Raw genomic sequence first — 18,207 nt, forward strand, 5'->3', positions numbered from 1 at the left:
ATTACACCCGATCGGTGGAAAGACCGCCGAACAGGCCGCGCGGCATGAAGAACAGGATCAGCAGGATCAGGACGAATGGAATGGCGTCCTTGTAGGCCGAGGAGATGTAGCCGGCGCCCATGGCCTCCAGCACGCCGACCAGCAGCCCGCCGACCACGGCCCCCAGGCCGTTGCCCAGGCCGCCGACCACGGCGGCGACGAAGCCCTTGAGGCCCAGCATGATGCCCACGTCGAACGAGGTGAGGGTGATGGGCGTGATGAGGATGCCGCCCAGGGCCCCCAGCGCGGCGGCCAGCGCGAAGCTCATGAGCAGCACCCAGCCGGTGCTGATGCCCACGAGCTGCGCCGCGACGGCATTGAAGGCCGTGGCCAGCATGGCCTTGCCCATGAGGGTGCGGCTGAAGAAGTACCAGAGCAGCGCGACCACCAGCGCCGTCACGCCGAAGACCCAGAGGCTCTGGGGCAGCAGCGTGGCGCCCAGGATGGACAGGGGCGCGTGGTCGGAGAAGGGCGGCAGGCTGTGGGCGCCCTTGCCCAGCCAGACCTGGACGAGGCCGCGCAGCACCAGCGAGGCGCCGATGGTGATGATGATCAGCGTGACGGTGTCGGCGTTCTTGACGGGCTCGATCGTGAGCTTTTCCATCAGCACGCCCACCAGCGCGGGCACCAGCACGGCCAGCGCGAAGGCCGGCGCCCAGTGCAGTCCCGCCTGCGTGAAGAACACCGCCAGCATGCCGCCCAGCATGATGAATTCGCCCTGGGCGAAGTTGATCACGTTGCTGGCGTTGTAGATGAGGTTGAAGCCCAGGGCCGCCAGGGCGTACGTCGCCCCGACGGTCAGGCCGGAAAACAGGAACTGCAGAAACTCGGCTTGCACGGATTGTCTCCCACGAGCGCCGGCGGATCGGAGGCGAGATCCGCGCAGGCTGTCTGTATTGCGAACATCGCCGGATCGCCGGGATGTCCGATTTCGATGAAAAAGCAGGGGACTCGGTGCCGGCGATCAGGCGGATCGGGCGGATCCGGCCGGTGCGCCCGTGCGCCCTGCTCCATGGATCGTCGAGAGAATTCTAATTCACTAAGATATTCGTAAATATTAGGGCTATCCCCGAATGTCTCCGCAGGCCTTCGCACGTTCCCGAATGAAATGCCCGCACGGGCGCGGCAGGCGGGTGCGGGCATCCGGGGCAACGGCCGCCAGGCCGGAAGCCCGGCGGCCTGGCGCGGACCGGCTTACTGGGTCAGGGTCCAGTGGCCGCCCTTGATTTCGAGCATGCGGAAGGCGCTCAGGTCCAGGCCCATGTGGTCGGTGGCCGACATGTTGAATTCGCCGCCCGTGCCCATCAGGCCCTTGGTGCTCTCGATGGCGTCGCGTACCTTGGCCTTGTCGGTGGAGCCGGCGCGCTTGACGGCGTCGAGGTAGACCATCAGGCCGTCATAGGCGTGGCCGCCGAAGGTGGACACGTCCTGCTTCCAACGTTCCTGGAAGGCCTTGGCATAGCCCGTGACCACCGGCTTCTGCGGATCGCTGTCGGGCAGGTCCTGGGCCACCACCAGGGCCGCGCACGGCAGGCGGGTGCCTTCGGCCGCATCGCGGGCGAGCTTGATGAACTCTTCCGAGCACACGCCGTGCGACTCGTACACCGGCAGCTTGATGTCCAGCTGCTTGTAGTTGCGCTGCACCAGCGCGGGTCCCTGGCCCAGGCCGAAGATGAACACGGCCTGGACGGCGGGGTTGTTCTTGATCTTGGTGAGCTGCGGACTCATGTCGGTATCCTTCGGGCCGTAGACTTCCTGGGCCACGATGTCGATGCCGTACTTGGACGCGACCGTCTCGGATTCCTTCTTGCCCGACTGGCCGAAGCCGCTGGTTTCGCTGACCAGGGCGATCTTCGAGATGCCGCGCTTCTTCATGTCCTCGAAGACCTTTTCCGCGGCCATGCGGTCGGTGTGCGGCATCTTGAAGACCCACTTCTTGACCGGATCGATGACGACCACGGCGCCGGCCAGGGAGATGAAGGGGATCTCGGCCTTCTCGACCAGCGGCACCATGGACATGGTGGCGCCGGTGGTGGTGCCGCCGATGATCACGTCCACCTTGTCGTCGAAGATCAGGCGCTTGGTGAAGCCGTTGGCCTTGTTGGCGTCGCTGCCGTCGTCGTAGTGCACGAGCTGGAGCTGGCGGCCGAGCACGCCGCCGTCCTTGTTGATGGACTCGACGTACATTTCGAGCGTCTTGGCTTCCGGGTCGCCCAGGAAGGCGGCCGGGCCGGTGGTCGAGAGGACCGAACCGATCTTGATCGGATCGGCCGCCTGGGCGGTAAGCCCGAAGGTGGCCAGGGCGAAGCCGGCCATCCAGCGCCAGGTGGAGGATTTCATGGTTTGTCTCCTTGAGGGGTGGGGTTTTCGATGATCATGGCAATGCCCTGGCCCACGCCGATGCACATGGTGCACAGGGCATAACGGCCGCCGGACCGGACCAGCTCGGCCGCGGCGGTGGTGACGAGCCGGGCGCCGCTCATGCCCAGCGGATGGCCGATGGCGATCGCGCCGCCATTCGGATTCACGTGCGGAGCGTCATCGGGCAGCCCCAGCTCGCGCAGCACCGCCAGGGATTGCGCGGCGAAGGCTTCGTTGAGCTCGATGACGTCCATCTGTTCCAGGCGCAGGCCGGTCTGGGCCAGCACCTTGCGGACCGCGGGGACCGGGCCGACCCCCATGATGCGGGGGGCCACGCCCGCGGCCGCCATGCCCAGGATGCGGGCCCGCGGCCTGAGGCCGTACTGCCGCACGGCCTGCGCCGAGGCCAACAGCGCCGCGCAGGCCCCGTCGTTCACGCCCGAGGCATTGCCGGCGGTGACGCTCAGGTCGGGGCCGTTGATGCCGCGCAGCTTCGCCAGGCCTTCGGGCGTGCTGTCGGGACGCGGATGCTCGTCGGTATCGACGACCAGGTCCTCGCCCTTGCGCCGCGGGATGCGCACCGGGACGATCTCGTCGGCGAAGCGGCCCGCCGCCTGCGCCCGCGCCCAGCGCTGCTGGCTGCGCAGGGCGAAGGCATCCTGGTCGGCGCGCGACACGCCGAAGTCCAGCGCCACGTTGTCGGCCGTCTCGGGCATGGAATGCGTGCCATACGCCTTGGCCATGCGCGGATTGACGAAGCGCCAGCCGATGGTGGTGTCGTACACCGCCGCGGTGCGCGACCAGGCCTGCTCGGCCTTGGGCATGACGAAGGGCGCGCGCGACATGGATTCGACGCCGCCCGCCAGCATGAGATGGGCTTCGCCGGCGCGGATGGCGCGCGCCGCGGTGCCGATGGCGTCCATGCCCGAACCGCACAGGCGGTTCAGGGTGGTGCCCGGCACCGTCTCGGGCAGCCCGGCCAGCAGCGCCGCCATGCGGGCCACGTTGCGGTTGTCCTCGCCCGCCTGGTTGGCGCAGCCCAGGATCACGTCGTCGACCGCGCCCCAGTCGAGTTCCGGGTGGCGCTGCACGAGGGCCTGCAGCGGCAGGGCGGCCAGATCGTCGGCCCGCACGCCCGCCAGGGCGCCGCCGTAGCGGCCGATGGGGGTGCGGACCGCATCGCAGAGAAAGGCGTCCATGGGTTCAATCCTGTTTCGGACGCTTGTCGAACACGCGCCTGGCCTTGCCGGTCTGCGTGCGCGGCAGTTCGCCGTAGTGCATGACGGTGACCAGCGTGCTGATCCCGATGTTGGTCTTGATGTGGTGCTGGAGCTGCTTGGCCGAGCGCGCCATGGCCTCCGCGGAGGCATGGTCCTGCTCGTGCTGCAGTTCGCAGCGGATCTCGACATTGTCGAGCAGATTCTCGCGCGAGACGATGATCTGGTAGTTGCCGTTGAGCAGGGGGTCGCGCAGGATCTGTTCCTCGATCTGGGTGGGGAACACGTTCACCCCCCGGATGATGAGCATGTCGTCGGAGCGGCCGGTGATGCGGCCCATGCGGCGGAAGCTGCGCGCCGTGGGCGGCAGCAGGCGGGTCAGGTCGCGCGTGCGGTAGCGGACGATGGGCAGGGCTTCCTTGGTGAGCGAGGTGAAGACGAGCTCGCCTTCCTCGCCGTCGGGCACGACTTCGCCGGTGTCGGGATCGATGATCTCGGGATAGAAATGGTCTTCCCAGATGACCGGGCCGTCCTTGGTCTCGATGCATTCCTGCGCCACGCCCGGCCCCATGACTTCCGACAGGCCGTAGATGTCCACGGCGTCGAGCCCCAGCTTGCGCTCGATCTCGTGGCGCATGCCCTCGCCCCAGGGCTCGGCGCCGAAGATGCCGACGCGCAGCGAGATGTCTTCCGGCGCGATGCCCAGCCGGTCGAATTCCTCGGCGATCACCAGGGAGTAGGACGGCGTCACCATGATGATGTCGGGCTTCAGGTCCATGATGAGCTGCACCTGCTTTTCCGTCTGGCCGCCCGACATGGGGATGACCGTGCAGCCGGCCCGCTCGGCGCCGTAGTGCGCGCCCAGGCCGCCGGTGAACAGGCCGTAGCCGTAGGCGACGTGACAGGTGTCGCCCGGCCGGCCGCCGGCCGCGCGGATCGAGCGCGCGACCAGGTCGGCCCAGGTGCTGATGTCGTTCAGCGTGTAGCCCACCACGGTGGGCTTGCCCGTCGTGCCCGAGGAGGCGTGCAGCCGCGCCAGGCGCTCGCGCGGCACGGCGAACATGCCGAAGGGATAGTTCTGGCGCAGGTCTTCCTTGGTGGTGAAGGGGAAGTTCCGCAGGTCTTCCAGGCGCTTGAGGTCGTCGGGATGCACGCCCTTGGCGTCGAAGGCCTTGCGGTAGTGCGGCACGTTGTCGTAGGCGTGGCGCAGCGTCTTGCGCAGCCGTTCGAGCTGCAGGGCGGCGATCTCGTCGCGGCTGGCCGTTTCGATGGGGGAAAGATCCCCGGGCTGCGGGGTTTTTGCGGTCATGGGGTGAGTCTCCTGGTCTTGTCTGAATCTTGTTCCGGCTCAGGGCTTGTCGGGCGACAGCGTGTCGGTGACCATGCCCTGGATGCGGTGCGACTTGCCGCGAAAGAGCGCGATGTCGCGGCCCGTCGTCAGGTTGTGCACCGTGATGTCGTAGACCCCGGTGCGCCCGCCCTGGGTGCGCGCCTGGGCGTGCGCGATCAGGCGGTCGCCCTCGTGGGCCGGCGCGAGGAAGTCGATGTGGCAGGCCGAGGCCACGGTGTTGTGGTTGTCGCTGTTGCACGCATAGGCGAAGGCCGTGTCGGCCAGCGTGAAGATCATGCCGCCATGGCAGATGGCATGGCCGTTGAGCATGTCGCCCCGCACGGTCATGGACAGCCGGGCGCTGCCGGGCGCGATGGAGTCCAGGTGCATGTCCAGCGCCTGGGCGGTGTGATCGCGCGACCACATGGCGGCCGCCACGGTTTCGGCCAGAGTCTGAGGGGCGAGTGCTTCATGCGTCATGGAGAGGTCTTCCTGAGTGGATGGCGGATTGCAGGGCAACGCAGGGGCGATAGCGTTCGCCGCAGCTGCGCTGCAGGTGGGTCAGCACCGTGCCGACCGTGCCGGCGCCGATGCGGCGGCACCAGGCCAGCGGGCCGATGGGGTAATTGACCCCCAGCAGCATGGCCTGATCGACGTCGGCCGCGCTGCAGACGCCCTGGGCGACGGTGTCGGCGGCCTCGTTGACGAGCATGGCCACGGTCCGCATGACGACCATGCCCGGGGCGTCGCCGATGGGCGCCACCTCGAAGCCGGCGGCCTGCAGCAGGCCCGTGGCGGCGGCGCGGGCCGCGTCCGGGCACTGCAGGGCGGCCGCCAGCGGCATGCAGGCGGCCGTATCGGGATCGAGTGCCAGGTCGAGCAGCAGCGTGGCGGGCTGGTTCAGCTCGTGCGCCCGCTGGGTGGCGGTGCGGCCGTCGGTCTGGTAGAGGAAGGCGCCGTCGGCCTGCGCGCAGCGCCCGTCGTCGCGCGGCGCGGCCTGCTCGAAGGCATGCCCGGCCGCCTGCAGGCGGCGTCCCAGCGCGGCGGCCAGCGGGCCGTCGCCGTACAGGGTGATGCTGCGCGGACAGGGCTGCGGCGCCGCCAGGCGGGGCGCCGGGGCGGAGGCGCCTTCGCGGTAATCGTGAAAGCCCCGGCCGGATTTGCGGCCCAGGCGGCCGGCGGCCACCAGTTCCTGCTGCAGCATCGAGGGCTCGAACCGCGGGGCGTGGTGGAAGGCCGTCCAGACCGTGTGGCTGACGGCGGCGTTGACGTCCTGCCCGATCAGGTCGGTGAGCTCGCACGGCCCCATGCGGAACCCGCCGCAGGCGCGCATCACGTGGTCGAGCGTGGCGGGGTCGAGGGCCTGCTCCTGCAGCAGGCGCAGGCCCTCGCCGTAGAAGGGACGGGCCACGCGATTGACGATGAAGCCCGGCGTGGAGCGGGTCATGACCGGCGTCTTGCCCCAGGCGGCCGCCGTGTCGGCCAGCGTGCGGGCGACGGCGGGGCCGGTGTCCAGCCCGGAGACGATTTCCACCAGCGGCATGCGCGGGGCCGGGTTGAAGAAATGCAGCCCGCCCAGGCGTTCGGGGCGCCGCAGCGCCGCGCCGATGGCGGTGACGGGAATCGACGAAGTGTTGGTCGCCAACAGGCAGTCGGGCGCCACCAGGGTTTCGAGCGCCTGGAACAGGCCGGTCTTGGCATCGAGCCGCTCGACGATGGCCTCGATCACCAGGCCGCAGCCCGCCAGGGCTTCCAGCGTGTCGGCCGGACGCAGGGCCGCCTGGGCGCGTCCGGCCAGCGCGGCGTCGAGGCGCCCCTTGCCCACCAGGGCCTCCAGGCCCCGGCCGATGCCGGCGATGGCCTGGGCCGCCGCCCCCGGGCGGGTATCGTGCAGCAGGACGGGGTGCCCCGCCAGGGCGGCCACCTGGGCGATGCCGGCGCCCATGGTGCCGGCGCCGACGACGGCGACCGGGATGCGGCTGGACAGTGCGGTCATGGGCTTATTCCCCGGTGAAGCGGGCGGGCCGCTTTTCGAGGAAGGCCGCCACGCCTTCGGCGTAGTCCTTGCGCCAGCCCAGTTCGCGCATGATGCCCGCCTCCATGGAGAGCTGCTGCTCCAGCGTATGGGACGGCGCGGCCTGCATCGCCTGGCGCGTGCGCACCAGCGCGAGGGTGGGGGCCTGGGCCAGCTGCGCGGCGATCCGGTCGATTTCCGCGGCGAAGGCGTCGTCAGCCACGCAGGACCAGATCAGGCCCCATTCGGCCGCCTGGCGCGCGGGCAGGCGCTCGGCCAGCAGCGCCAGGCCCATGGCGCGCGCCATGCCGACGCGCTGCGGCAGGACCCAGGTGCCGCCGGTATCAGGAATCAGGCCGACCTTGCTGAAGGCCTGCAGGAAATACGCCGATTCGGCGGCCACGACCAGGTCGCAGGCCAGCGCGAGCGAGGCGCCGGCGCCCGCGGCGATGCCGTTGACGGCCGCCAGCGTGGGCACGCGCAGGTTCTGCAGACGCAGCACCAGCGGCTTGTAGAAGGTCTCGACGGTGGCGCCCAGGTCGGGGGCCTCGCCCGCGCCGATCTGCATGGCGCGGTCGGCCAGGTCCTGTCCGGCGCAGAAGCCGCGCCCGGCGCCGCCGAGCACCAGGACGCGGGCCGCGGCGTCCGCCTGGACCCGGTCGAGGGCGTCGCGCACTTCGAGGTGCATGGCTTCGGTGAAGCTGTTGAGCTTGTCGGGGCGCGACAGGGTGAGGCGGGCGATGCCCTGCTCGATGGAGAAACGGATGTTCTGGTATGTCATGGGAAACCTTGGCGGATCAGGGGTGGCGGCGGCGCTGCACGACCCGGAAGCGGTTGGCGACGAAGGCGGAATCGGCATACGAGGCGTTGGCGGCCGGATTGCCGCCGGTGCCGTGGAAGTCGGAGAAGGCGGCCGACTGATTGACGAAGACGCCACCCGTCAGATTGATGGACAGGGCCACGGCCGCGCGCCAGGACACCCGGGTGGCGGCCTCGATCACCGCTTCCCGGCTGCTGTAGATGGCCAGGGTCAGGGCGCCGTGGCGGCGCGTGAGGTCTTCGACCAGCGCCAGCGCGGCGTCGGTGTCGCGCGCGCGCACCAGGAAGCTGATGGGGCCGAACTGCTCCTGCGCGTAGTGCGCGGCCTCGTCGGCCTCGCAGGCGAGCAGCGCCGGGGTGCGGACCCGCGCCCGCGGGAACTCGGCGTATTCGAGGCTGCGGGGGGCCAGGACGACCCGCCCCATGGCGCCGCTGCCGGCCGCATCGATGCGCGCCAGCGTGTCGTCCGACTGGATGGCGCCCAGCACCGCCTGGGCCACCTCGGGCTTGGAGAGGAACTTGTCGATGGCGCCGGCCAGGTCCTCGCCCAGCTGCTCGAAGCTCTTGTGCCCCTCGTCGGTCTCGATGCCGCCCGCCGGCACCACCAGCGCCTGCGAGGTGGTGCACATCTGGCCCGAATACAGGGACAGGGTGAAGGCCAGGTTGCGCAGCATGCCCTGGTAGTCGTCGGTGGAGTCGATGACGATGCTGTTGACCCCCGCCAGCTCGGCGTACACCTGGGCCTGGCGGCAGTGGTCGATGAGCCACTGGCCGAACGTGTTGCTGCCGGTGTAGTCGATGGAGCGCACCTCGGGATGCGTGTAGAGCGCCTGGGCCGCCTTGCGGTCGGGCGGCAGGCAGAGCGCGACCAGGTTCGGATCGAGGCCGTTTTCGGCCAGCACGGCGCGGATCGTCCGCACGGTGATGGCCGCGGGCAGCACGACGTTGCTGTGCGGCTTGAGGAGGACCGGATTGCCCGTGGCCAGGGCGGCGAACAGGCCCGGGTAGGTGTTCCAGGTGGGGAAGGTGGCGCAGCCGATGACCACGCCCACGCCGCGGCCGACGATCTCGTAGTGCTTCTGCATGACCAGGGCCGGGTGCTTGCCCTGCGGCTTCTCCCAGGTGGCCTGCGCCGGGATGAAGGACATTTCCCGCCAGGCGTAGGCCACCGCTTCGAGGCCGCGGTCCTGCGCATGGGGGCCGCCGGCCTGGAAGGCCATCATCCAGCCCTGGCCGCTGGTCATCATGACCGCATGGGCGATCTCGAAGCTCTGGCGGTTCAGGCGCTGCAGCACTTCCAGGCAGATGCCCACGCGGCCCTCGGCGCCCAGCGCCTGCCACGCGGGCATGGCGGCCTGGGCCGCCGCCACCAGCGCCTGCGGATCGCAGACCGGGTAGCGGACGTCCAGCGCCACGCCGTAGGGCGAGGTCTCGTCCGTGTGCCAGCCGCACTGCCCGGGCTGGTCCAGCTCGAAGGCCTTGCCCAGATGCGCCTCGAAGGCGGCGCGGCCGGCCTCGGGCGCCTCTTCGCCGTAGGCCTTGGGGCTGGGCGATTCCGCGAAGGCGGACCAGTAGCCGCGGGTGGCGATGGTGGCGAGCGCCTGGTCGAGCAGGGGGCGGTGCCGTTCCAGCAGGGGGTGTGACATGGGTCCTCCGGTACCGGGCCTGGGGCCGGTCTTGATCGTCTGAATACGAAAATGAACTTTCAACCTGAAAATAATGTATCACTTTTCAGATGAATCTTTTAGGCCTGATTTTATTTATCGGATCAGCCGATGAACTCATCGTTTTTTATGATACCCGCATGAAATAAGGGTTTCCGAGCGAAGGAATATCTTTTCAGCACTCAATTGATGACGAGTAAAGGAAAACCCTAGGTATCAAGCGATACAAATAAATTGACAAACAGGCTTTGGAAGTAACATGATGACGGCACGCCTGATCGGAACCGGGCGATACGGATTTCAGCTTCACCTCCACCCTTCGTACACATCATCCCCAAAGGAGCCTTTATGTCCAGCAAGGAACGCTTTGCCGACAAGATGGAATTTCCGCCGGAAATCGAGCAGCCCAACGTCTACCCCCTGTCCTGGCACCGCAAGACCGAAAAGCTGCAGGAAGTCTGGGAAGCCTCGCTGCGCGAGTACTGGAAGCCCGAGGAACTGCCCTGGGACACCCTCGACCTCGACAGCTACACCTGGGAAGAGCGCGAATGCATCGCCTACTGGTGGACGCTGCTGTCGGTGTTCGACGCCTCCGCGCCCCCGGTGTTCGCCGAGGCCCTGATCAAGACCTACGAGGTCCATGAGGAAGACCCCGTCCGCAAGTGCTTCTTCTCCGTCACCAGCGACGAGCAGAACCACGAGATCATGTGCGGCCTGTCGATCACCAAGCTGCTCGACCACCCCGATCCCCTCACCTACGAACCCAAGACCGACATCGGCCGCCGCCTGCAGAAGAACGCCAAGTGGCTGTACTTCAACGGCGCCCGCTACTGGAACGGCTACAAGACCGCCGTGCCCAAGTACGACCTGGCCGTGCTGTTCAGCTCCTTCCTGATGGGCGAGATCGCTGCCGCCACCATCTTCAAGCAGATGTACGAGAACTCCCGCGAACCCGTGTTCAAGGAAGCCTTCAAGAACATCGGCCGCGACGAGGGCCGCCACATGGCCATCTGTATGGCCGTGATGGAACGCGACTACCCCGGCATCAGCGAAGAGCACAAGGCCATCGTCACCAAGCAGATCCGCGCCGGCTACCTGTTCCTGTCGGCCGTGCTGTACGAGCCGCCCGCGGACTTCTGGGACCTGCCCTCCGACTTCATCGCCAACCAGCGCGAAGCCGAGGAAATCGCCCGCAACGCCGGCTTCGGCATCCCCACCGTCGAGGCCAAGCGTGAAAACTGGCGCCAGGCCATCATCAACCTGAAGGGGGTCCTGGATCACTACAACATTCCGTTCCCGGCCATCCCCGAGGTCGGCATCACCGGCGAGGAAATCTCCGACGTCGAAATGGACGACATCATCCCGGTGTTCTGATCCCCGCGCAGCATCCCGGGCTCGACCGTCCCGCAGGGCGGCCGGGCCCGTCTCAATTGACACACCTCCATTACGGACACGCTCATGGCACGCATCGTCATTCAACCCTCCGGCAAAACCGTGGAATGCAAAGGCAGCGACACGGTACTGATGGCCCTGGAAAAGGCCGGCTACGCACTGCCCAACAACTGCCGGGCGGGGGCCTGTGGCGAATGCAAGGTCAAGGTGCTGGAAGGCCAGTACGACCAGGGCATGGTGCTCGACATGGCGCTCACCGCCGAGGAACGCCGCCAGGGCTACGGCCTGATGTGCATGGCCAAGCCGCTCTCGGAGGAAATGGTCATCGAATGGGGCACGGCCGACGCCCTGCCCAAGCTGATCCCGCCGCGCGAAAACGCGCTGTTCGTGCTCATCGACCGCCGCGAGGTGGCCTCGCGCACGCTCGAACTGCGCCTGCGCCCGGTCGGCCAGCCCATCCGCTACTGGCCGGGGCAGTACGTCACGCTGGGCGACGAACGCAGCGGCATCCCGCGCCGCGCCTATTCCATCGCCAACGCCCCCCGGCCCGACGGCGAGATCATCCTGCAGGTGGCCCGCGCCGACGACGGCGTCACCAGCAGCTGGATCCACGACACGCTCAAGGTGGGCGACAGTGTCAAGCTGAACGGCGCCTACGGCACCTTCACCGGCGACCCCTCGGCCGAGACGCCGGTGCTCTGCCTGGCCGCCGGCACCGGCCTGGCCCCCATCATGGACCTGGCCGAGGCGGCCCTGGGGCGCGGCTACCGCAAGCGGGTGGACATGATCTTCTCCGCCCGCACCGAGGCCGACGTCTACGGCCAGGGCATGATGGCCTGGTGGCGGACCAAGCATCGCAATTTTGACTATAAAATCACGCTCACGCGTGAACGGAAGGAAGGCTACCTGCACGGGCGCATCACCAGCATCCTGCCCGGCCTGTACCCCGATCTGTCCGCGCACAGCGTCTTCATCGCCGGCGGCACCGCCTTCGTGGACGACTGCGTGGCCGCCGTCAAGGCCCTGGGCGCCCAGGACCGGCTCATCCACAAGGAAGGCTTCTTCACCATCCAGAACGCCCGTGCGGAAGGCCGCTGACCGTCCCATGTACCCCTAACCCATTCCGGGCAGCGCCGCGGCCCGCTTCAGGACTCACTTGATTCCAGCCATCCAGCACCGTATCGACCGATTCCGCCAGCAGCAGCGGGTGCGGGCGGGCTCGCTGATCATGTCGGTTTTCGGCGACGCCGTCCTGCCGCGGGGCGGACGCATCTGGCTGGGCAGCCTGATCCGCCTGCTCGAACCGCTGGGCCTGAACGAGCGGCTGGTGCGCACCTCGGTCTTCCGGCTCAGCAAGGAGCAATGGCTGCAGGCCGACACCCACGGGCGCCGGGCGGAATACGTGCTCACCGACTCGGGCCGGCTGCGCTTCGAGGAAGCCTCGCGCCACATCTATTCGTCGCACGCGCCCATCTGGGACCGCCGCTGGCGCCTGATCCTGGTGGTGGGCGAGCTCGACACCCGGCAGCGCGAGCGCCTGCGCCAGGCGCTGCAGTGGCAGGGCTTCGGCAACCTGGGCAGCGACTGCTTCGTGCACCCCTCCACCCAGCTGGAGGCCGCCTTCGACACGCTGGTGGCCGACGGCCTGGGCGACATGCTGGACTGCCTGCTGCCCCTGCTCGCGGCCGATGCCCGCATCACCCTGACGGCCTCGGACGCCGACCTGGTCGCGCGCGCCTGGAACCTCGACCGCCTGGCCGAATCCTACGCGGCCTTCGTCTCCGACTACCTGCCCGTGCTGGCCGAACTGCGGCGCGACCGCACCGTCAGGCCGGCGCCCGAGGAAGCCTTCCTGCTGCGGGTGCTGATGATCCACGACTACCGCCGCCTGCTGCTGCGCGACCCCGAACTGCCCGAAGTCCTGCTGCCGCCGGAATGGCCGGGGCAGTCGGCCCGCATGGTCTGCCGCGAACTGTACCGCCGCCTGGCCGAGCCTTCCGAACAGCACCTGGACGGCCACATGCAGCTGGCCGACGGATCCGTGCCCGAGCGGCTGGACGACGGCTGCCAGCGCTTTCCCTCGGACGATCCGCTCGCCTCGATCTCGCTCTGACCGCCGCGGCGCGGGCCCCGGCACCGGGGCGCGCGGCCGGCACTCAGGCGGACGGGAGGCCGCCCAGCGCCGCCGTGACCCGGCGGCTGGCGTCCAGCAGCGCCTTGGCCGCCGGGCCGCCCGCATCGGCCGGCAGCGAGGAGGCCGGCCCCACCAGCGTCAGGCTGAGCCGCAGTTGCCCCTGGGCGTCGAACACCGGCGCGCTCAGCGCATTGATGCCGGGCACGTGGTCGCCCTCGACCACGGCCAGGCCCAGCGCGCGGATGTCGCGGCGCAGGGCCTCGGACAGCGGCTCCGTGCCCACCGGCAGCCACGCCGCGAACAGGCGCCCCGTGGCCGAGGAGGCCGGGTCCAGCAGGGCGCCTTCCGAGACGCCGACCGACACCGTGTGGGCCGGCTGGAACACCCGGATCGCCGTGACCCCGCCCTGTCCCAGGATCGCCACGAAGCAGGTATCCCCCAGCGTCTGGGCCAGCAGGCGGGCTTCGGCGCTGGCCAGGCGGATCGGATCCTGGCGGGCCAGCCACGCCAGCGCCAGGTCGCGCACGACCGGGCCGACGTCGTACAGACCGGTGGCCGCATCCTGGCGCGCCCATCCGGCCCGCACCAGGCTCACCAGGTAGCGGTAGGCCTTGGCCCGGTGCATCCCCGCCTGCCGGGCCAGGTCGGACAGGCCGCACGGCCGTCCCTGGCGGGCCAGCAGGCCGAACAGCTCCAGGCCCAGCTCCAGGGACTGGATTCCCTGGATCTCATTCTCGGGCTGCGTCATCGCGTGCCTTCGCCCCGGGGCAGTGAGCAGAAGCCCGGGCGATCCACTCATCGCCAAAAACTGTTGGACGCACCATACCTCAGGCTTTAGATTATCAGTGTTGTTTGAATAATAACACTGTTAATCATTTCATAACATCGGAGACCCTCATGAAGAACCCGATCACCTTCCCCAAGGCCGAAGGCATCCACACCCGCCAGGCCCACTGCGACATCCCCGAAGGCCTGTACGAACGCGAGCACGGCCGCAACGGCTTCTTCGGCCCGGCCAGCCACATCCTGCACACGCACAAGCCCACCGGATGGACGAAATGGGAAGGCCCGCTGGAGCTCACCCTGCTGGACCTGAACCGCCTGGACGACAGCGCGCCCTGCCCCTGGAAGGCACGGCGCTTCATGCACAATGGCCAGACGCAGGTCTGTTTCTGGAAATTCGACGTGTCCATGCCGGACCTGGCGCGCAACGGCGACGGCGACATGATCCTGTTCTTCCACCGCGGCGAGGGCGAGTTCTTCTGCGACTACGGCCACATGAGCTACCGCGAGGGCGACTACATCAACATCCCGCGCGGCACCACCTGGCGCCTGGAAACATCGGTGCGCAACGAGGTCCTGACCATCGAGGCCACCGAGGACCTGTTCCAGATCCCCGAACGCGGCATCACCGGCCGCCACGCGCAGTTCGACCTGGCCGTGCTGGACACGCCGAAGATCGACGAAGCCTACAAGGCGCAGTACGGCGAGCACGAGACCCGCGTGCGCGCCAAGCGCCGCCAGCAGGTCACGACGGTGACCTTCCCCTACAATTTCCTGGACACGGCCGGCTGGCACGGCGACTGCGTGCCGGTGAAGCTGAACTGGCGCGACATCCGCGAGCTGCTGTCGGACCGCTACCACCTGCCGCCGACGGTGCACGCGACCTTCCTGTCGAACACCATCATCGTCTGCACCTTCGCGCCGCGCCCCATCGAAAGCGACCCGGGCGCGCTGAAGGTGCCCTTCTATCACAACAACGACGAGTTCGACGAGTCGATCTTCTACCACCAGGGCAATTTCTTCAGCCGCGACAACATCAAGCCGGGGATGTTCACGCTGCACCCCTCGGGCTTCCACCATGGCCCGCACCCCAAGGCCTACGCGGCCGCCGCGGCCAACAACAAGGGCGAGCGCAAGTACACCGACGAGGTCGCGGTGATGATCGATTCGCGCTATCCGCTGGAACTGGATACGTTCCCCGAAGGCGTGAAGGTGCCGGGGTACCTGGATTCGTGGAAGGAATGAATTGAGTTCTTAAGTCGGGAAGCCGAGTCGGGCGGCGCCACGCCCCTCCACCCTGCTCCCCTCGATCTTTTTTGATCGACGGGAGCAGGCAGGGGCGTTCTACCGCTTGGCCGGATCGAAGTGCTTCTTCAGCCCCTGCCAGCAGCGGTAGTATTCCCGCTGCCGCTGCGGCGATTCCAGGGCCTGGCGGGTGGCCTGGATCGCCACCGGCGTCTCGAACATGAACACCATGGTGTCCGCGATGATGTCCGGCTTGGACGTGTCCGCCGCGCTGGCCTTGGCGAAGGTCTCGGCGTCGGGGCCGTGGCCGGTCATGGTGTTGTGCAGCGAGGCGCCGCCGGGCAGGAAGCCCTCGGCCTTGGCGTCGTAGCGGCCGTACACCAGGCCCATGAATTCGCCCGCCAGGTTGCGGTGGAACCAGGGCGGCCGGAACGTGTCCCGCATCGCCAGGATGCGCGGGGCGAAGGCGACGAAATCGATGGTGTCCACGCCCGGCACGGCACTGGGCGCGTGCAGCACCAGGAAGATCGACGGATCCGGATGGTCGTAGGTGATCGAGCCGATCGCGTTGAAGCGGCGCAGGTCGTACTTGTAGGGCGTGTCGTTGCCGTGCCAGGCCACCACGTCCAGGGGCGAATGATCCATGCGGGCGCTCCAGAAGCGGCCCTGGAACTTCGCCAGCAGCTCGAAGTCGCCCTCCAGGTCTTCGTAGGCGGCCACGGGCGCGAGGAAATCGCGCGGGTTGGCCAGGCCGTTGGAGCCGATGACGCCCAAGTCGGGCAGGCGGAAATGCGCGCCGGGATTCTCGCACACGTAGCCGCGCGCCGCGCCGTCGGGCAGGCGCACCTGGAAGCGCACGCCGCGCGGGACGACGGCGATCTCCTGGGGCTCGACCCGCAGCACGCCCAGCTCGGTCGCCAGCTCCAGGCGCCCCTGCTGCGGCACGATCAGCAGTTCGCCGTCGGCGTCGTAGAAATAGCGGTCCCGCATCGAGCGGTTGGCGGCGTACAGGTGGATGCCGCAGCCGGCGTTGCCGCCCATGGTCACCATGCCGTCCACGAAATCCGTGGCCGCGTCCTCGCCGGGCAGCGGCAGCGGATCCCAGCGCAGCGGGTCGGGCGGCGTGGGGACCTCGTCGTAGCGGCTCAGCCAGCGCGCGCCCGCGGAGGACGGCTCGAACGGTCCGTGCGTGGCCGCCGGCCGGATGCGGTAGAGCCAGGATCGCCGGTTGGCGTGGCGCGGCGCGGTGAAGGCCGTGCCCGACAGCTGCTCGGCATACAGGCCGTAGGGGGCCCGCTGGGGGGAATTGCGGCCCGCCGGCAGCGCGCCGGGCAGGGCCTCGGTGGCGAATTCGTTGCCGAATCCGCTCTGGTATTCCAGGGAAGGGGTGGTGCTCATGATGATCTCCCGAAAAACACGGCCGGCGGCCGCTTCGCGCGCACCGGCTCCGCGGGGGCCGCGGCCCGCGTCCACGGACGGCGCCCCGCCGGCCGCTCCGTCACTCCGCGTCCGGCTGCGCGTCCGGATGCGCCGCCTGGAAGGCGGGCAGCGATTCGCAATGCGCCGCGATGCGCGCGATCGTCGGAAAGGCCGACAGATCCACGTCGTAGCGGCGCGCATTGTAGACCTGGGGCACCAGGCAGCAATCGGCCAGGCCCGGTTCGTCGCCGTGGCAGCAGCGCCCCGTCGCGGGCGACTGCAGCTGGGCCTCCAGCGCGCGGAAGCCCAGCTCCACCCAATGGCGGTACCAGTCGTCGCGCACGGACTGCTCGATCTTCAGTTGGTGCGCCAGCCAGCGCAGGACGCGCAGATTGTTCAGCGGATGGATGTCGCAGGCGACGTGCAGCGCCAGGGCGCGCACCCGCGCGCGGCCCGGCGCGTCGGCAGGCAGCAGGGAGGCGGGGCCGTGCGTCTCGTCCAGGTACTCCATGATCGCCAGGGACTGGGTCAGCACCCGCTCGCCCTCGGCCAGCGCCGGCACCAGGCCTTCCGGATTGCGGCGCCGGTAGTCCTCGCCGAACTGCTCGCCGCCGTGGCGCAGCAGGTGCACCGGAACGACCTGGTAATCCAGGCCCTTCAGGGCCAATGCGATCCGGACGCGGTAGGCCGCCGAACTGCGGAAATAGGAATAGAGCTGCAGCATGGGTACGGCTCCCCTCAAGCGCCCGGGCGGCGCTCGACCGTCTGCTCGATGACGCCGAAGATGTCCTCGCCCCGGGCGTCGCTCATGTGGATGCGCACCCGGTCGCCGAAGCGCATGAAGGGCGTGGCCGGGGCGCCGCCCTCGATGGTCTCGTACATGCGCACTTCGGCGATGCAGCAGTAGCCCACCCCGCCGTTGCGGATGCTGGAGCCGTGCAGCCCGCCCTGCTTGTTGGACACCGTGCCCGAGCCGATGATGCTGCCGGCCGCCAGCCGGCGCGTGCGCGCGGCGTGCGCGATCAGCTGCGGGAAGGCGAAGCTCATGTCCTGGCCCGCGTCCGGGCAGCCGAAGGGCTCGCCGTTCAGCTCGACCCGCAGCGGCAGGTGGACCTTGCCGTCGCGCCAGGCGGTCCCCAGTTCGTCGGGCGTGACGGCGACCGGGGAGAACGCGCTGGCCGGCTTGGACTGGAAGAAGCCGAAGCCCTTGGCCAGCTCCCCGGGGATCAGGCCGCGCAGGGACACGTCGTTGACCAGCATCAGCAGGCGGATCGCGCCGGCGGCCTGCGCCGGGCTCGCGCCCATGGGCACGTCGCCCGTGACGACGGCGACCTCGGCCTCCATGTCGATGCCCCAGTCCTCCGTGTCGGCGACGATGGGGTCGCGCGGGCCGATGAAGCTGTCCGAGCCGCCCTGGTACATCAGCGGATCGGTGAAGAAGGATTCCGGCACCTGGCTGTTGCGCGCGCGGCGCACCAGCTCCACGTGGTTCAGGTAGGCGGAGCCGTCCGCCCATTGATAGGCGCGCGGCAGCGGGGAATGGCAGGCGGCCTGATCGAAGGGGCGGGCCGCCTCGTGCCGTCCCGCGTCGAGCCGCTCGGAGACGGCGCGCAGGGCCGGCAGGCAGGCGTCCCAGTCGTCCAGCGCCGCCTGCAGGGTGGGCGCGATCTCGGGCACGGCGACGCAGCGCGCCAGGTCCCGGGACACGACGACCAGGCGGCCGTCGCGCGACTCGTTTTTCAAGGTGGCAAACTTCATGGAAACTCCGGTTGCCGGGCCGCCGGGGCGCG

The 18,207-nt window shown here is 69.0% G+C and carries 16 protein-coding genes; 4 read left to right on the plus strand and 12 right to left on the minus strand.

Features of this window, described 5'->3' with window-relative positions; all coding sequences use genetic code 11:
* Position 1 precedes the first annotated feature (1 nt).
* From HNR28_RS00430 to paaN, 8 genes are all read right to left on the minus strand, one after another.
* Positions 2-877: a branched-chain amino acid ABC transporter permease gene (locus tag HNR28_RS00430; protein WP_151024435.1), complete on the minus strand. Its 876-nt coding sequence runs from the start codon at positions 875-877 to the stop codon at positions 2-4.
* Between the two features lie 356 nt (positions 878-1,233).
* Positions 1,234-2,379: an ABC transporter substrate-binding protein gene (locus HNR28_RS00435; protein WP_043679761.1), complete on the minus strand. Its 1,146-nt coding sequence runs from the start codon at positions 2,377-2,379 to the stop codon at positions 1,234-1,236.
* Positions 2,376-3,599: a 3-oxoadipyl-CoA thiolase gene (gene pcaF, locus HNR28_RS00440; protein WP_151024436.1), complete on the minus strand. Its 1,224-nt coding sequence runs from the start codon at positions 3,597-3,599 to the stop codon at positions 2,376-2,378. The genes HNR28_RS00435 and pcaF overlap by 4 nt, the downstream gene beginning before the upstream one ends.
* Positions 3,600-3,603: 4 nt before the next feature.
* The gene (gene paaK, locus HNR28_RS00445; RefSeq protein ID WP_043679755.1) at positions 3,604-4,926 is read right to left on the minus strand and encodes a phenylacetate--CoA ligase PaaK; all 1,323 of its coding nucleotides are present in this window, start codon (positions 4,924-4,926) and stop codon (positions 3,604-3,606) included.
* A 39-nt stretch (positions 4,927-4,965) separates the two neighbouring features.
* Positions 4,966-5,427, minus strand: a complete 462-nt coding sequence (gene paaI, locus HNR28_RS00450; protein ID WP_043679752.1) for a hydroxyphenylacetyl-CoA thioesterase PaaI — start codon at positions 5,425-5,427, stop codon at positions 4,966-4,968.
* Entirely contained in the window at positions 5,417-6,943 is a 1,527-nt protein-coding gene (locus tag HNR28_RS00455; protein WP_043679749.1) for a 3-hydroxyacyl-CoA dehydrogenase, read from the minus strand. Before HNR28_RS00455 ends, paaI begins: the two co-directional genes overlap by 11 nt.
* A 4-nt stretch (positions 6,944-6,947) precedes the next feature.
* The gene (gene paaG / locus HNR28_RS00460; RefSeq protein ID WP_151024437.1) at positions 6,948-7,742 is read right to left on the minus strand and encodes a 2-(1,2-epoxy-1,2-dihydrophenyl)acetyl-CoA isomerase PaaG; all 795 of its coding nucleotides are present in this window, start codon (positions 7,740-7,742) and stop codon (positions 6,948-6,950) included.
* A 16-nt stretch (positions 7,743-7,758) separates the two neighbouring features.
* The gene (gene paaN / locus HNR28_RS00465) at positions 7,759-9,426 is read right to left on the minus strand and encodes a phenylacetic acid degradation protein PaaN (protein ID WP_151024438.1); all 1,668 of its coding nucleotides are present in this window, start codon (positions 9,424-9,426) and stop codon (positions 7,759-7,761) included.
* A 366-nt stretch (positions 9,427-9,792) separates the two neighbouring features.
* Between paaN and HNR28_RS00470 the strand changes: the two genes are divergently transcribed.
* The 3 genes from HNR28_RS00470 to paaX all read left to right on the plus strand — a co-directional run bounded on the left by HNR28_RS00470 (position 9,793) and on the right by paaX (position 12,949).
* Positions 9,793-10,818, plus strand: a complete 1,026-nt coding sequence (locus HNR28_RS00470) for a hypothetical protein (RefSeq protein ID WP_052355544.1) — start codon at positions 9,793-9,795, stop codon at positions 10,816-10,818.
* Between the two features lie 84 nt (positions 10,819-10,902).
* Entirely contained in the window at positions 10,903-11,934 is a 1,032-nt protein-coding gene (locus HNR28_RS00475) for a 2Fe-2S iron-sulfur cluster-binding protein (RefSeq protein ID WP_043679740.1), read from the plus strand.
* Positions 11,935-11,992: 58 nt separating this feature from the next.
* Positions 11,993-12,949 (plus strand): phenylacetic acid degradation operon negative regulatory protein PaaX, encoded by a 957-nt coding sequence (gene paaX, locus HNR28_RS00480; RefSeq protein WP_184142424.1) that lies wholly within the window; start codon positions 11,993-11,995, stop codon positions 12,947-12,949.
* A gap of 43 nt (positions 12,950-12,992) precedes the next feature.
* Here the strand turns inward: paaX and HNR28_RS00485 are convergent, their stop codons facing one another.
* Positions 12,993-13,718: an IclR family transcriptional regulator gene (locus tag HNR28_RS00485; protein WP_170288493.1), complete on the minus strand. Its 726-nt coding sequence runs from the start codon at positions 13,716-13,718 to the stop codon at positions 12,993-12,995.
* Between the two features lie 149 nt (positions 13,719-13,867).
* Here HNR28_RS00485 and HNR28_RS00490 point away from each other — a divergent pair, with 149 nt between their 5' ends.
* Positions 13,868-14,998: a homogentisate 1,2-dioxygenase gene (locus HNR28_RS00490; RefSeq protein WP_043679737.1), complete on the plus strand. Its 1,131-nt coding sequence runs from the start codon at positions 13,868-13,870 to the stop codon at positions 14,996-14,998.
* Positions 14,999-15,097: 99 nt separating this feature from the next.
* Here HNR28_RS00490 and hmgA read toward each other — a convergent pair whose 3' ends face one another.
* From hmgA to HNR28_RS00505, 3 genes are all read right to left on the minus strand, one after another.
* On the minus strand, positions 15,098-16,396 hold the full coding sequence (hmgA, locus tag HNR28_RS00495) for a homogentisate 1,2-dioxygenase (protein WP_151024956.1): 1,299 nt from the start codon (positions 16,394-16,396) through the stop codon (positions 15,098-15,100).
* A gap of 100 nt (positions 16,397-16,496) precedes the next feature.
* Positions 16,497-17,138 carry a maleylacetoacetate isomerase gene (gene maiA / locus HNR28_RS00500; RefSeq protein ID WP_148305019.1) on the minus strand — a complete coding sequence of 214 codons (642 nt, stop codon included), beginning with the start codon at positions 17,136-17,138 and terminating at the stop codon, positions 16,497-16,499.
* Between the two features lie 17 nt (positions 17,139-17,155).
* Positions 17,156-18,175, minus strand: coding sequence for a fumarylacetoacetate hydrolase family protein (locus HNR28_RS00505; RefSeq protein ID WP_043679729.1), 1,020 nt, complete (start codon positions 18,173-18,175; stop codon positions 17,156-17,158).
* Positions 18,176-18,207: the final 32 nt, after the last annotated feature.

It is taken from the genome of Castellaniella defragrans (genome assembly GCF_014203015.1).
In the GTDB taxonomy this organism is placed as follows: Bacteria; Pseudomonadota; Gammaproteobacteria; order Burkholderiales; family Burkholderiaceae_B; genus Castellaniella; species Castellaniella defragrans.